The 14,870-nt window shown below is 63.5% G+C and carries 10 protein-coding genes; 1 reads left to right on the top strand and 9 read right to left on the bottom strand.

All coding sequences use genetic code 11. The features are described 5' to 3' along the window. Positions 1-114: 114 nt before the first annotated feature. The 9 genes from GTZ99_RS11175 to GTZ99_RS11135 form a co-directional block, all read right to left on the bottom strand. On the bottom strand, positions 115-1,953 hold the full coding sequence (locus GTZ99_RS11175; RefSeq protein WP_161718887.1) for an alpha/beta fold hydrolase: 1,839 nt from the start codon (positions 1,951-1,953) through the stop codon (positions 115-117). A gap of 136 nt (positions 1,954-2,089) precedes the next feature. Continuing rightward, a complete protein-coding gene (locus GTZ99_RS11170) occupies positions 2,090-2,860 on the bottom strand; it encodes a response regulator (RefSeq protein ID WP_161718885.1) in 771 nt (256 codons plus the stop codon). A 54-nt stretch (positions 2,861-2,914) separates the two neighbouring features. Next, entirely contained in the window at positions 2,915-5,233 is a 2,319-nt protein-coding gene (locus tag GTZ99_RS11165; protein WP_161718883.1) for a response regulator, read from the bottom strand. Next, positions 5,233-5,757, bottom strand: coding sequence for a YfiR family protein (locus GTZ99_RS11160; RefSeq protein ID WP_161718881.1), 525 nt, complete (start codon positions 5,755-5,757; stop codon positions 5,233-5,235). Before GTZ99_RS11160 ends, GTZ99_RS11165 begins: the two co-directional genes overlap by 1 nt. After that, entirely contained in the window at positions 5,757-7,898 is a 2,142-nt protein-coding gene (locus GTZ99_RS11155) for a TonB-dependent receptor plug domain-containing protein (protein WP_161718879.1), read from the bottom strand. The genes GTZ99_RS11160 and GTZ99_RS11155 overlap by 1 nt, the downstream gene beginning before the upstream one ends. 81 nt (positions 7,899-7,979) lie before the next feature. Further along, positions 7,980-9,647 carry a putative bifunctional diguanylate cyclase/phosphodiesterase gene (locus tag GTZ99_RS11150; RefSeq protein ID WP_161718877.1) on the bottom strand — a complete coding sequence of 556 codons (1,668 nt, stop codon included), beginning with the start codon at positions 9,645-9,647 and terminating at the stop codon, positions 7,980-7,982. Between the two features lie 285 nt (positions 9,648-9,932). Next, complete coding sequence (locus tag GTZ99_RS11145) at positions 9,933-10,997, bottom strand: ribonucleotide-diphosphate reductase subunit beta (RefSeq protein WP_161718875.1); 1,065 nt, start codon at positions 10,995-10,997, stop codon at positions 9,933-9,935. Between the two features lie 324 nt (positions 10,998-11,321). Beyond that, a complete protein-coding gene (locus tag GTZ99_RS11140) occupies positions 11,322-11,891 on the bottom strand; it encodes a PepSY-associated TM helix domain-containing protein (RefSeq protein WP_161718873.1) in 570 nt (189 codons plus the stop codon). A gap of 19 nt (positions 11,892-11,910) precedes the next feature. Beyond that, entirely contained in the window at positions 11,911-13,830 is a 1,920-nt protein-coding gene (locus GTZ99_RS11135) for a ribonucleoside-diphosphate reductase subunit alpha (protein WP_227711273.1), read from the bottom strand. Positions 13,831-14,605: 775 nt separating this feature from the next. Here GTZ99_RS11135 and GTZ99_RS11130 point away from each other — a divergent pair. Then, positions 14,606-14,848, top strand: coding sequence for a GlsB/YeaQ/YmgE family stress response membrane protein (locus GTZ99_RS11130; protein ID WP_161718871.1), 243 nt, complete (start codon positions 14,606-14,608; stop codon positions 14,846-14,848). Positions 14,849-14,870: the final 22 nt, after the last annotated feature.

Here is a 14,870-nt window from a genome sequence, read left to right as displayed (position 1 = left end):
GCAAAGCCCAGCCACAAACGCTGATCCGCCAAGGCCACGGCACCGCTTCGTCCGGCACATGGCCGAATCGCCCGCCAGCCGCGGCGCCCGGCCCGGGGATCAGCGCCATTTGCCTTACGGCTCACCCATCTCGATCACCACCTTGCCGAACGCGCCTTCATTGGCGCGGGCATAGGCGGCCTCGGCATCGTCAAAGGCAAAGGTGCTGTCGATCACCGGGGTGATGCCATGCTGCGCCATGAACGCGGCCAGTTCCAGATGATCGGCGCGCGATCCCACCATCACCGCGCTGACCCGCAGCGCCGAGAAAATCAGCGGCAGGGCCGAAAACTCGCCACCAAAGCCGTCCAGCGCGCCAATCAACGCCAGATGCCCGTTCAGCCCCAGCGCCGCGATCGACTTGGGCAGCGTGCCCACGCCGCCCAGTTCGACCACATGATCCACGCCCATGCCCCCGGTCCGCTTGCGCACTTCCTCGGCCCAATCGGGGGTGTCGCGGTAATTGATGGCGTCCGTTGCGCCCAAGGCCTTGGCCTTGGCAATCTTGTCCGCGCTGGAGGACAGGATGATCACCTGCGCACCAGCCGCCGCCGCGATCTGTACCGCAAACAGCGCCACGCCGCCCGTGCCGATCACCAGCACCCGGTCGCCCTTTTGCAACCGGCCCAGAGTCATCAGCGCGCTCCATGCGGTAACCCCCGCACAGGGCAGACAGGCCGCCTGCGCATAGGTCCAGCCATCGGGGATCGGCGCCAGACCGCCCGCAGCCAGCACAACATGATCGGCAAACACCCCCGGCCCGCCCGCCCCCAGCGAGGACAGCACCGCCGGCAGGGTCAGACGCCCGCCGGGGTGGTGCTGGAAAAAGGTGGAGGTGACGCGGTCGCCCACGGCCCAGCCGGTAACGCCCGGCCCGACCGCCACCACGTCACCCGCCGCATCGGACAAGGGCAGGAAATGGTCGGCTCCGTTGACCGGATAGGACAGATCACGCACCCCCAGATCGCGGCGGTTGAGCGAAACGGCACGCACCCGCACCAGCACTTCGCCTTCGCCCGGCACAGGGATCGGGCCATCGGCGCGGGCCAGATCATAGCCGTTGGGCGTCTGCACCAGTTCATAGCGACGGTTGGTCATGGGGATATCCTGTGGTTGATCGGCGGCAAAATCCAGAACGGCGCGGGCAAAGGCCCCGCTTTGCCGTTCGGGGGTGGCCAGAAAAGCGGGGCCGGTGATCGTCACCGGCAGGGTGGGATGCAGTTCGCGCAAACGGCCCAGCATGCCGTTCAGCGTCAATGGATCGTCGGCGGCCTGCACCACCTGCACCGGCACACCCGCGCCAATCGCCCGGCCCAGCACAGCGGCGAAATCCTGCGCAAAGATCGCGTCAAACGCCAGATCCCGGCCATGGCCCGACACCAGCGCGCCCATCACCTCGTCATGGACCAGCGCCGGGGCAGGATCTAGGAACAGGCTTTTCATCAGCTTGAACGTGTCGGCCATATAGGTGCCATCGGCATCGACATCAGGCGCATGGCCGATATCGGCGCGCAACTTGGGCCGCTCGTCCGCCGGGGCCAGCAACACCCCCGACAGCGTCAACGAGGCCACCCGGTCCGGATGCGCGGCGGCAATTTCGGTGGCAAAATGGGTACCGGTGTGATGCGCGGCCAGATGATAGCGCGTTAGCCCGATCGCGGCCAACGCCTGCGCCAGCCAGTTGCCATAGTCCGCCGCCGATGGCGCGCCATCAGGCATGAAACTGGCGCCGAAACCGGGCGTGTCCAGCGCATAGGCCGCCCGCCCCCGCGCCGCGAAAAACCGCAGTACCGCGTCAAATCCCGACGAACACACCGGCGTGCGATGCAACAGCACCACCGGCACGCCATCACCCGCAACATGGCGGTAATGCACCTGCCCCGCATCCGTGGCGGCATAGGCCTTGGTAATCATGGTCCCCACACAGGCGGGGTGTTATCGGCCCGGCGATCGACCACCGGCTGCTCCCGCTGGAACGGCGGTATAGCTGTGCCGGGTTGTACAGGCCGGTTGCGCCCGCCGCTATCCGCCCAGCGGAGAACCGGCGCGATCAGCCGCCAGCCAGCGCGTTCACCTGCATCCGCAGCGCCGACAACAGCGCCGGATTGACCGATTTGCCCGTCTCGACCGAACGGGTGATCGCATCGATGATCTCCAACGCCCGCGCGCTTTGCCCGCCGGTGTCGCCATTGGCGGCAGGCGGGCGTTCCGCGGTCAGCGACACCATGCGCGCGCCATTGCCGGGATGTGACCCACACGCGCCGCATTGGGCCAATTGCCGCTGTGCCTCGGCCAATTGGCGCTCCAACTGGCGGCGCTGGCCGATCTCGCGCTCCAATTCGTCGCGCAGTTCGTCAAAGGCCAGCACACGCATCGTCGCGCGCTCATCCAGCGCGGCATTTGTCTGCCGCAACTGGTCGCTCGACCGGTGCTTGGCCATCTGGGTTTCGATGCGGGCCTTCAACACCTCGAAATCGATCGGCTTGGTGACGTAATCGTCGGCGCCCGCTTCCAGGGCCTCGACCACCGCCTCGCCCTCGGCGCGGGCGGTCAGCATGATGATCGGGATTCCGGCCATTTGCCAATCCTGCCGAACGATGCGCAGCACCTCGATGCCGTTCATATTGGGCATCATATAGTCCAGCAGCACCAGATCGGGCTTGCTGTTGCGGATGAAATCCAGCGCCTGTTCACCCGATTCCACCTGATGCAGGTCATAGCCGTGATCAGCCAGACGACGGCACACCAGTTGGCGATTGCCTTCGACGTCGTCCACCACCAACACGACGGGGCGCTTGAGACGGCCTGTGGGAGCGTTCATGGGATTTTCCGATTCTGCATGTCGAGACATAGGACGGATGACAAGGCGACAGTTTCAGGCGACATCGAGCACCTCTGTCACGCTGGAGACCAATGAGCGGGGCGACAGGCCGGCCTTGGGCACAACGGCCTGGGTGCGCGCGCTCAAAATCTCGCGCTCCCAGCCCGACAGGGTGCGGCCCGTCACCACCATCACCGGCGGCCGGGCGTCTTCGGGCATGTCGTGCATCGCGCGGATCAGGGCAAAGCCATCACCATCGCGCATTTTCAAATCGGTGATCACCATGGCGAACTGGCGCTGGCGCAGATGGTTCTCGGCCTCGTCGCCGCCGCTGGCACGCACCACCGCAAAGCCGGCCTGACGCAGGCCGTTCTCGTACAGGGCGGCCGTGGCGTCATCGTCCTCGACCAGCAGGATCGTGCCGGACTGGCGCGCGGCATAGAGTTGCAGGATCGCCTCCAACTCATCCACCTTGACCGGCTTGACCAGATGATCGCTGGCGCCCTTTTCCAGACTGATACGCTTGCGGTCATCAACGCTGACGATCACGGTGGGCACTTGCGCCAGTTGGGCGTCGGCCTGCAACCGTTCCAGCACGCTCCAGCCGTCCAGCGTGGGCAGCGTCAGATCCAGCAGGATCAGATCAGGCCGCACCCGCCGCGCCAGATCCAGCCCGACCTGTCCATCGGCGGCCAGTTCCACATCATATCCGGCGCGCTCCAGCATGCGGCGCAGCAGTTCGACGCTGCTTGGCTCGTCCTCGATCACCACGGCCAGCGGGCGGACGCGCGGCGCGACGGCTGCCGGGCTGTCGACGGGCGTGGCAGCGACGGGCAGACCCTCGCCCAGCGCGGCGGCCTGGGCGGCCATGTCATCGCCTTCGGTCATATTCATGTGGGCAGGGATGCGCATCGTGAACACCGAGCCAAAGCCGGGCTCGCTCGTCACCTCGATCGCGCCGCCCATCATCTTGGCAAAACGGTCGACCAGCGCCAGCCCCAGCCCGGTCCCGCCAAAGCGGCGCGTGGTGCTGGCATCGCTTTGGGTAAAGGGCTGGAACAGGCGGGCGATATCCGCCTCGCTCATGCCGATGCCGGTGTCCGACACCTGAAACACCAGATCATGGCCTTCGGGGCGGGCCTGCACCTCGACAAAACCGGCCTTGGTGAATTTGCACGCATTGCTGCCCAGATTGAGCAGGCACTGGCGCAGCTTGGTTGAATCGCCAAACACCGTGTCGATCGCCGGGTCGATCCGCATCGAAAGCGTATTGCCCTGCTTGGCCGCCAGCGGCACCAGCAAAGCCTCCACCTCGCCCAGCATCTTGCGCAGGTCATAGGCGTGCAGGTCCAGCTCCATGCGGCCGGCCTCGATCTTGGACAGGTCCAGCAGCGAATTGATCAGTTCCAGCAATTGCTGCGAGGACGAGCAGATCCAGCCCACATCCTCCAGACTGCGGGTGATGCCCGCGCGCGCCAGATCCTCGCGCAGCACCTCGGCATAGCCGATGATGGCGTTGAGCGGCGTGCGCAGCTCGTGGCTCATGTTGGCCAGGAATTCGGATTTGGCGACACTGGCCGACTGGGCGGCGTCACGCGCCTCCTCCAGCTCGCTCATCGCCCCGGTCAGCTTCTGGTTGTGGTTCTCGATCTCGTCCAGCATCCGGTTGAAGGCGGTGATCATGTCGTCAAAATCAGGATCATTCGACAACGCCATGCGCGCGCCCAGATCGCCCGACCGGCGCACGCCCGCCATCGTCTGCTTCAACTGGTCCAGTGGGCGGAACAGCATGCGCTTCATCCGGGTGGAGATCGCCACCGCGATCGACATGCACAGCGCCAGCAGCACCACCGCCACCGGCAGGTTCTCACGCGTGATCGCCCCGACGCTGCGATAACGATAGCCCAGCACCAGCGTGCCCACCGAGCGCCCATCGACCATGACCGGCACCCGGTGATAGCCAAATTCGCTCAGCGAGACGGCGCTATAGCTTTGCCCCGGCGCCACGGCCGCTTGGGCGGCGGCGCGCTGCTCCCTCTCGGTCATGCCCTTGGCCAGATAGCTGGCAACATGCTTGTTGTTGGGCCCGTCGACATCCACCCATACAATATCGGAGACATTCTGCGCCGATCGCACCAGACCATCGGCCGCCGCCGTATCGCCAAACACCACCGCCGCGCTCAGATTGGTGGCCAGCACATCGGCCAACTGACGAAACGAGCGATCGGCGCGGGCACGCTCATAGCTGTATTGCACCGCAATCAGCCCCATCCCCGAGAGAACCAGCGCCAGCGCCGTCACCAGCAGCGTCATCTCGGTCAGCTTGGTGCGAAAGGTGGGTTGGCCTGCCCCCGGGATCAGTTTGCGCAACATCAGTTCACGATCCTTGCCGCCAGACGCATCACCTGTGAGCTGATCCGCACTCCACTATGCGCCGCCACACGGGCGTTGATCGCAAAACGGGTCTGCCCGCCAAACGAGATCAGTCCGACCGTCCCGCCATCCTCGGCGAAATGGCCGCCATCGCCGATCAGCACCTGTCCGCGCCCCGGTGCCGGAGCCGAGGTGATCGGCGCGTTGCCGACATATAGCGCGTCACAACCGCGCGCGTCGGTCAGATTGGCCAACGGGACCACTTCCAACTGGCCCGCCCCCACCGGTTCGCCATTCAGGCTCAGCAGATCAGGGGCCAGTTCGTCGGCCCGGCGCACACACAATCGCACACGCGGCCGCGCATCGGGCAGAGTCATGAACCGCAGGATGTTATAGATCATCGCGGCCTTGACGCCATTGCCGCCATTGGCCGCCACCGGCGCCGGCGTCAGGCAGATCAGCCCCCCGCCCAGCATGGCCAGCACCGCCACCCGCATGGCGCGATGGAAACGACGCGCGCGCATCAGAACCGCACCTTGGCTTCGGCATAGATCCGCCGCGGCACCGCCACCAAAGGCGTTGGCAGGATGGTCTGCACCATCTCGACATGGCGGTCGTGCAGGACATTGTCCCCCACCAGCGACAGGTCCAGATTGTACCGCGGACGCCACGTCAGACGCAGGTCCAGATCGGTATAGGGCCGCCGCCGCCCGTCATTGGACGCGCCGACATAATGCAGCATCGCCCCGGCCGAGACGCTATCGGTCAGTTCCACCCCGTTTTTCCAGCGCAACTGGTGGCGCGTGGTGGCCGCTGCATCCATCAAGGGAAAAACGATGGCGCGCATGGCGGCCGGCACCTGTACATCCATATCGATGAACGACCACGACAGCTCTGTCATCCAATGCCCGGTCGGACGGCCCTTGATCAGGACTTCGGCGCCCCACGAACGGCCGCTGGCGCTATTGCCGGACGTCGCATCGATCACCAGCGCGAAAAAGCCCCGCCCCGGTGTACCGACAAGGGCCTGATTGGTGATCGTTGCGGTATTCAGATCACGATAGTTATTATAAAACAATGCCACATCCAGCATCCAGCGCGGCGAAGGGCTATAGCGCAGCCCCATCTCCCACGAGGTCAGTTTTTCCGGCACGGTCCCGCCCTGTCCATGGTATTGCAACAGCATCGGCACCGGGAACGGAATGCCCGGCAGGCTTTGCAACGAGGGGAAGGTCGATTCCATCGCCCTTTCGCGCAATTGCGGCGTGCGGATGGCCCGCGACACGCCCGCCCACACCGATGTATGCCGCCCCGCCTTCCAGAACAGCCGCAAGGCGGGTTGGGCCAGGAAACCGGCGAAATTGCTGACCTCGAACTTGGACCCGACGGTCACGCGCAAGGCGTTGCCAAGCAGGGCGATGTCGTCCTGCAGGTAAAAGTTGAACCAGCGGTCGGTCGCTGCATCATTGCGCAGGCCCACCAGTGGCCCGCTCGTCAGCCGATCGCGCGATATCCGGCCCGACAGGCCAAAGTTGAACTCGTGGCGGCGGTTGGGGTGCCAGTGGCCTTCGACCGACAGGTCATACAGGTCCCGCGACAATTGCGAGCCCCATATGGTGCGATAGAACTGGTTGAAATAGCCCTGAACGCTGAAATCCAGCCGATCGGACGCGCGATGGTGCCACCGGGCCAACGTGTGAAAAGTGCGGAAATTGTTGGGCTCGGAGATGACATATTCGTAATAGCCGGTCGACGCGCCGCCCAGCATGTATCGCGGCTCGCGGTAGTTTGAACCCGACACCTCGGCCAAGGCCACCAGCGTATCCTTGCCGGAAGGCGCGGCATCCAGCCGCAGGCCGAACATGCCCGCCTCGCGGTAATTGTCAAAGGTGTGGCCGTTGACCCCATCCACCCCGCGATCGCGCAGCCCCGTGGCATAGGCACGCAGCGACATATCGTCTTGCAGCTGCCGGCCATAGCCCAGCTCGATCCGCTGACCATCGACCCCGCCGCGCAGATCGGCGCGCAGCCCCTGTGTGTCGACCGACTGGCGGGTGATGATGTTGATTATGCCATTGATCGAATTGGCGCCCCACAACGTGCCGCCCGGACCTCGGATCACCTCGATCCGTTCGATGTCCTGCATCGGGCTCAGCGCCTGATCCCAGAACATCCCCGCCAGCGAACTGCTGTAGATTGCCGCGCCATCGACCATCACCAGCATGTTGGCGCTATAGGTCGAATCGCCCCCGCGCGCCGACACCGAAGTGATCGAGCCATTGGCCTGATACACCCCCATCCCCGGCGCGATGCGCAACAGATCGGACAGGCTGTGGCTGGCCGAATTGGCAATGTCTTCCTGACCGATGACATAGATCGCCGCGGCCGTATCGCCGATGCTCTGCACCCGCTTGGCAGCCGAAGTCACCTCGGCGGCCAGCAGTTCTTCCAGACTCATGTCCAGCAGCGCGCGGCCTTCGCCTTCGCGCAAGGCGGGCGAGATCTGCCCGGCTTCGCCATTGACGATGATCGCCGGCACGGGGCCACCATCGGGCGCCTCCAAGGCGGCCCTGTCAGCCGCATGGGCCACAGGGGCCGCGATCAGCCCCGCCAGCAATGCCGGCACCGCAAGGGCGGTCAGGCTGACGCCTGAAAACTTTGACATGCCTATATTTCCATCCCTGAACCAGAGGCGGAACTTCGTCCCTCCGGCGCATCGTCACCCTAGGCGTCGCGTGGTTAAACCTCAGGCGACGCGCACATCCGGAGAGTTGCGTGTTTGCTGCAAGCGCTCGATCAACGCCGCCTCGGGAATGGGCCTGGCAAAGGCATAGCCCTGCACATAATCGGCCCCCGCCGCACGCAACAATGCGATCTGTTCATCCGTCTCCACGCCTTCAGCCACCACCTCAAACCCCAGATTGCGGGCCATTGCGATAATGCCAGCGGCCACCGTGCGCTTGCGCGGATCGGTCTCCAGCATGTCGACCAGCGAGCGGTCCAGCTTCAGCCGGTCCATCGGCAGGCTCATCAACTGCGACAGGTTGGAATAGCCGGTGCCGAAATCATCCATCGCCACCGTCACGCCATCACGACGCAGGCCCTCGATCCGCTCCAGCGAGAATTCCTCGTTGCGCATGATGGCCGCTTCGGTGATCTCGATTTCCAGCAGTTCGGGGCGCAGTTGAAAACGGGTCAGGCAGGCGCGGATCATCGGGATCAGCTCCACCCGGTACAATTGCATCGGCGAAACATTGACCGAGACACGCAGCGGCATCCCTTCCTGATCCCAGCGCGCGGCGGTGCGTACCGCCTCCAGCATCACCCAGTCGCCGATGTCGTCGATCAGGCCATAGGTTTCGGCAAAGGGAATGAAATCGCCCGGATAGACCAGCCCGCGCGTCGGATGGTTCCAGCGGATCAGCGCCTCGACCGAATCGATCTGGCCGGTGTGCATGTTCAATTGCGGCTGATAATGCAGACAGAATTCGCCGCGCTCCAGCGCATGGCGCAGGTCCAGCTCGCGCGCCAACAACTCGTCAGCAGCCCGGCGCATCTCCGAGCTGTAGAACAGATAGCCGCCCTCGCCCTCGGCCTTGACGTTGGACATGGCCGAATCAGCCGCCGCCAACAGCTCGTCGTAATGGTTGTTATGGTCCTCGGCGAGCGCGATGCCGATCGACAGCTTGATCCGCAGCGACTGCACCCCGACATGGATCGCATCGCCAATCACGCGCTGCAACCGCTGGACAAAGCGGTCGATTTCCGTCCGCCCTTCGGCACAGGGCATCAGGATGGCAAATTCATCCCCCCCCAGCCGTGCCAGCAATGGCTCGAACACCTCATGCTGTGGCTCGCTCTCGATCCGGGCCTCGCGCCAGGCGTTGGTGGTCATGCGCAGACGATCAGCCACCGCGCACAACAGCTGGTCGCCGCCAGCGTGGCCCAGACTGTCGTTCACCTTTTTCAACTGATTGATGCCCATCACGATCAGCGCGCTGCATTGCCCCTGACGCGCGGCCAGCGCCGATTGCGCGGCCAGCTTGAACGCGGCCGAATTCAACAGATCGGTCATCGGGTCATGCCGCGCCGACCATTCCAGCATCGCGATGGTGGTTTGCAAGCGCGGCAACAGGCGGTCGCACGCCTCGGCCACATCCTGCAACGCCTCGTTGCGCAACGAGAGCTGCAACACATCGCTTTCGGCCGAACCATAGGCGTTGAGCGCCGCGCAAAGCTGGTCTCGATCCTCGCGCAATTCGCGCAGATAGGCCCGGCGCACCACCAGCGCCAGCAACAGCACCAGCCCCGCCAGTACCAGCCCGGCGGCCCACAGCACGCCATCACCCCGCCCGCCAGCAGAAGCGCCAGCCAGCAAGATATCGATCGCATGATTGGGGTATAGGTGTGTCATGTCGCCTGCCGGCCAGGATGCGCAACATGCCACCCGGTCCATTTCTCAGACTACATCGGGCGATTAAACGCTGGCGGAATCGCCGTCTATGTAGATTCGCGAGTTCGCATGGCGCGCCAAACGCCCCCGCATTTCCACCATGCATCTGACACACCGGGATTTTCCACCCAGCCATCGCCATGCGGCCCACCGATCGGCACCGGCCACACAGGAAAAGAGGGCGGCAACCCGTCGGTTACCGCCCTCCTTCCATGCAATCGATCGCTTATGCCATCGACCGCAGAATCACTCAGCCGCGATGCCCGCCGCCTTGAACATGTCCTCGGTATCGCCATCACCGGCATCGGCATTGGCGGCCGGATCGGCGGCCTTGGCCTTGCGGCGCGAATCGAAATTGGCCCACACCGTGTTCCAGTCGCCGCGCGTCGCGCCCTTGGAATATTCGGTCGCGCGCGTTTCAAAGAAGTTGGCGTGTTCCACCCCGTTCAACAGCGGCTGCAACCAGGGCAGCGGATGCTCCTCGATCATATAGATCTCGGGCAGGTTGAGCTGACGCAGGCGCCAATCGGCGATATAGCGGATATAGCGCTTGATATCCTTGGCGTTCATGCCGGGCACCGGGCCCATTTCAAACGCCAGATCGATAAACGCATCCTCCAGCCGCACGGTCTTCTGGCAGCAGTCGATGATGTCTTCCTTGACCGCCTTGGTCAGACAGCCGCGTTCCTGCACAAAGGTGTGGAACAGCTTGATGATGCCCTCACAGTGCAGCGATTCATCGCGCACCGACCACGACACGATCTGCCCCATGCCCTTCATCTTGTTGAAGCGGGGGAAGTTCATCAGCATGGCAAAGGAGGCAAACAACTGCATGCCTTCGGTGAAACCGCCAAACATCGCCAGCGTGCGGGCGATATCCTCGTCAGAATCAACGCCAAAGGTGTGCATGTAGTCATGCTTGGCCTTCAGCTCCTCGTACTCCAGAAACATGCCATATTCGGTTTCGGGCATGCCGATGGTGTCCAGCAGATGGCTGTAGGCGGCGATGTGGATCGTCTCCATGTTGCTGAAGGCGGCCAGCATCATCTTGACCTCGGTCGGCTTGAACACGCGACCGTATTTCTCGTGGTAGCAGTCCTGCACCTCGACGTCGGCCTGGGTGAAAAAGCGGAAGATCTGCGTCAGCAGGTTGCGCTCATGCTCGGAGATCTTTTGCGCCCAGTCGCGGCAATCCTCACCCAAAGGCACTTCCTCGGGCAGCCAATGCACCTGCTGCTGGCGCTTCCAGAAGTCATACGCCCACGGATATTCGAACGGCTTGTACGTCTTGCGGGCTTCGAGCAGCGGCATCGGGGAAACTCCGAGAATGGCCTTGGATCATGGCGCAAAATGTGGGGAAAGCGGATTTGCCCCGGCATTCTGCGTCTCAACAGATAGGTGTGCATCGCGCGCCCAACCCACAAGGGGTTGTGCCTTGCAACACATACCGCAGAACCCATGTCTAACACCATCGCCCGCCCGCGCGCATAGGGCCAGGGCGTTTACCCACAGATTCGCGGTGGATTTTTTGCTGCCCTTTGGACCATCGCCCCTGCCATTTCGGCCACAAAAAACCGGCCCCGCGCGGATGGCGGGGCCGGTCTTGTGGGCCGCGAAAGGTACCCTCGTGTCAGATCACTTCCACAGCCACTTGGGGGCCAGGCCACGATCCTTGCGGAAACGCCACATCTGCACATAGAGCCAGATGCCCGAGACGCTGAAAAAGATCAGCGCGAAACCCGTCAGCGTCGAGATCACCACGCCCACCGGACCGAACGTCTCGCCCGAGTGCAGGTGATGCAGCAGGCCCACGATGTTGGTGCCCTTTTGCTTGGGCCGGCACATCACATCCGCGGGACAGACGAAATCGGGCTGCAACTTGGACATAGAGGCGGGCGCGGCGCCAGCAGCCGGCGGCCCCTCGCCACGCGACTGGGTCAAAGGCACGATCTGGCTAAGCACGCCGGTCACGGCCATCCACAGCATGAACACGCCAAAGAACAGGCTAAGCCAACGGTGCCACTTGCGCATCGAAATTCCCTTTTTCCTGCCGGCATGCCCCGGACGGTGATGATGTAACGGCGCGTTTGCCCGCTTTCCTTGCGGATTCGCAAGTTTCACGCCGTGATAAAGTGTCGCGGAGTGTAACCACAGGGCGGTCAGACGCCCAACGAAAAGGGGCAGGCCAAGGCCCGCCCCTCTCATTCCCTGCGCCCTTACCTGCTTACTGACAGCTCAGACATTCCTCGTAATCGGTCTGGTCGCCATTGGCGCTCAACTCGATCTTGGGGGCCTCGCTGGTGTTGTCGGCCTCGACACCACCGGCAAAACCGGCGCGCTGGACCGACTTGGACCGCAGATAATACAGCGACTTGATGCCCTTTTCCCAAGCCTGGAAATGCAGCATCATCAGATCCCACTTATCCACGTCGGCCGGGATATACAGGTTCAGCGACTGCGCCTGATCGATATAGGGCGTGCGGTCAGCGGCAAATTCCAGCAACCAGCGCTGATCAATCTCAAAGCTGGTCTTGTAGGTCGCCTTTTCCTCCGGCGAGAGGAAGTCCAGATGCTGCACTGACCCGCCCTGCTCCAGGATCGAGTTCCACACATTGGTGGAATCCTTCGACTTTCCTGCCAGCAGCTTTTGCAGATAGGGGTTCTTCACGACAAAGCTGCCCGAGAGCGTCTTGTGCGTGTAGATATTGGCCGGGATCGGCTCGATACAGGCGCTGGTGCCGCCGCAGATGATGCTGATGCTGGCGGTCGGCGCGATCGCCATCTTGCAGCTGAAACGCTGCATCACGCCCATGTCCGCCGCATCCGGGCATGCACCGCGCTCCTGCGCCAGCATGATGCTGGCCTCGTCGGCCTTGGCGCTGATGTGCTTGAACATCTTCATGTTCCACGCCTTGGCCATGGCGCTTTCGAACGCGATGCCCTTTTGCTGCAGGAACGAATGGAAGCCCATGACGCCCATGCCCACGCTGCGTTCACGCCCGGCGGAATATTTGGCGCGGGCCATCTCGTCGGGGGCGCGGTCGATATAGTCCTGCAACACATTGTCCAGGAAGCGCATCACGTCCTCGACAAAGCGCTTGTCGCCCTGCCACTGGTCCCACGTTTCCAGATTGAGCGAGGAGAGGCAGCACACCGCCGTGCGGTCATTGCCCAAATGGTCGCGCCCGGTGGGCAGCGTGATCTCGCTGCACAGGTTGGAGGTATAGACCTTGAGCCCCAGATCGCGGTGATGCTGCGGCATCATGCGGTTCACGGTGTCGCTGAACACCAGATAGGGCTCGCCCGTGGCCAGCCGCACCTCGACCAGCTTCTGGAACAGGCTGCGCGCGTCGACCTTGCCGCGCTCGGTGCCGTCCTTGGGGCTGCGCAGAGGGAATTGCGCGCCATCGCGCACCGCCTGCATGAACTCATCGGTCAACAGCACGCCGTGGTGCAGGTTCAGCGCCTTGCGGTTGAAATCGCCGCTGGTCTTGCGGATCTCCAGGAATTCCTCGATCTCGGGATGCGAGACATCCAGATAGACCGCCGCCGAGCCGCGCCGCAGCGAGCCTTGCGAGATTGCCAGCGTCAGCGAATCCATGACGCGCACGAACGGGATGATGCCGCTGGTCTTGCCATTAAGGCCCACCGATTCACCGATGCCGCGCACCTTGCCCCAATAGGTGCCGATGCCGCCCCCGCGCGAAGCCAGCCAGACGTTCTCGTTCCAGGTGTTGACGATGCCTTCCAGGCTGTCCTCGACCGTGTTGAGATAGCACGAGATCGGCAACCCGCGCCCCGTGCCACCGTTCGACAACACCGGCGTTGCGGGCATGAACCACAGCTTGGAAATGTAATCATACAACCGCTGCGCGTGGTCCTGATCATCGGCATAGGCGTCGGCCACACGCGCGAACAGGTCCTGATAGCTTTCGCCCGGCAGCAGATAACGGTCGTCCAGCGTTTCCTTGCCAAAATCGGTCAGCAGCGCATCGCGCGCGGCGTCCGTCGTGATGCTGAACCGGCGCGCGCGCACCGTGCGCGAGTTTTCCTCGGCCACAGGGGCGGCCGCGGCTGGCGCGCTCACCACACTGGCCATGGCGGCCGACAACAGGTCGGTGGCGATATCGGTCTTCTCGTTCATTGGTACAGCCGGGCCTTGGCCCGCCTCCTCATTCGCTCGGACGGCGCTATTGGTTTTGCCACGCGGCGCACGGACAGCGCTGGCGCCGGTATCGTTCTGCGATCCCTCGATCGAGGCCACAGACCCTTCGTCCCTATTGCTGAATTCCACGTAACGCCCCCCTAAGCGACGTAAAAACACACAGGCTGCATGATGCCATGCACCCCACACGCAAAAACCGGACACAGGACCAACCCAACGGCCACCTCATCCGTGCCTTGCACGCGACTCAAACGGGCAAACCCACATAGCAGAACCGGAATGAAACAAGAACATGCTCCATAACCACGCTTCTGCCAGCCGCCCTGCCCCTGCGCCCTGTGGCGGTTTGGTCACTGTCCGCAGCGATGCGCCCGACTGACCGGCAACCACAAGGTATAGAGGTAGGTCCACCCCTTTCGACACAACCGATAGTGCGCAAAGGTGATTTCAGCCGCAAGAGGGGAAACACCGCGATCTGCCTGAAACGCGGCAAATCGCCCCGCTTCAGATTATGCTGCAATGCAGCGACGCATGGATTTCCGGGGAGCGCGCCCACGCGCAAGAGGCAAAATGAAACTGTGGAAAGCTATTTCCCGCTTCCCCCCGCCGCCCGGCAGATCGCCGCCCGGCCCATATCGGCCTATGCAATTCCCCTTGCCGACGCCGGACAAGTGACGCAGACTCGCTCCATCACGCGCCGACAGACCCGCAAAGCTGCCCGCGCGCCTTACACAAAGCTTAGGGGTCATTTGCCATGTTCCGTGTGATTGGCGCGCTGTTTTCGGGACTTTTCATCGGATTGGCGGCCCGGTTTCTGTATCCTGCCGATGTGCCGATGGGGCTGGGCATGACCATCCTGCTGGGCGTGGGCGGATCGCTGCTGGCCGATCTGGCGGTCAATCGCGGCGCGCGCAGCTATAGTCGGCCGGGCTGTCTGGCCTCGCTGGTGGGGGCTGTGGCGCTGATCTTCATCGGGCGGCATCTGGGCTGGCACTAAACCCGCCCGGCGCCCCATGAAC

The sequence above is a fragment of the Novosphingobium ovatum genome, assembly GCF_009909235.1.
Lineage (GTDB): Bacteria > Pseudomonadota > Alphaproteobacteria > Sphingomonadales > Sphingomonadaceae > Novosphingobium > Novosphingobium ovatum.
Note: the sequence above shows the minus strand (reverse complement) of the source record. Positions and strands in the feature narration are given on the sequence as shown.

Excerpts from the sequence above, each read along its gene's own strand:
- GTZ99_RS11165 (WP_161718883.1), bottom strand. The coding sequence starts at position 5,233 with ATGTTGCGCAAACTGATCCCGGGGGCAGGCCAACCCACCTTTCGCACC.
- GTZ99_RS11175 (WP_161718887.1), bottom strand. The coding sequence starts at position 1,953 with ATGATTACCAAGGCCTATGCCGCCACGGATGCGGGGCAGGTGCATTAC.
- GTZ99_RS11135 (WP_227711273.1), bottom strand. The coding sequence starts at position 13,830 with ATGAACGAGAAGACCGATATCGCCACCGACCTGTTGTCGGCCGCCATG.
- GTZ99_RS11160 (WP_161718881.1), bottom strand. The coding sequence starts at position 5,757 with ATGCGCGCGCGTCGTTTCCATCGCGCCATGCGGGTGGCGGTGCTGGCC.
- GTZ99_RS11140 (WP_161718873.1), bottom strand. The coding sequence starts at position 11,891 with ATGAGAGGGGCGGGCCTTGGCCTGCCCCTTTTCGTTGGGCGTCTGACC.
- GTZ99_RS11155 (WP_161718879.1), bottom strand. The coding sequence starts at position 7,898 with ATGTCAAAGTTTTCAGGCGTCAGCCTGACCGCCCTTGCGGTGCCGGCA.
- GTZ99_RS11170 (WP_161718885.1), bottom strand. The coding sequence starts at position 2,860 with ATGAACGCTCCCACAGGCCGTCTCAAGCGCCCCGTCGTGTTGGTGGTG.
- GTZ99_RS11130 (WP_161718871.1), top strand. The coding sequence starts at position 14,606 with ATGTTCCGTGTGATTGGCGCGCTGTTTTCGGGACTTTTCATCGGATTG.
- GTZ99_RS11145 (WP_161718875.1), bottom strand. The coding sequence starts at position 10,997 with ATGCCGCTGCTCGAAGCCCGCAAGACGTACAAGCCGTTCGAATATCCG.
- GTZ99_RS11150 (WP_161718877.1), bottom strand. The coding sequence starts at position 9,647 with ATGACACACCTATACCCCAATCATGCGATCGATATCTTGCTGGCTGGC.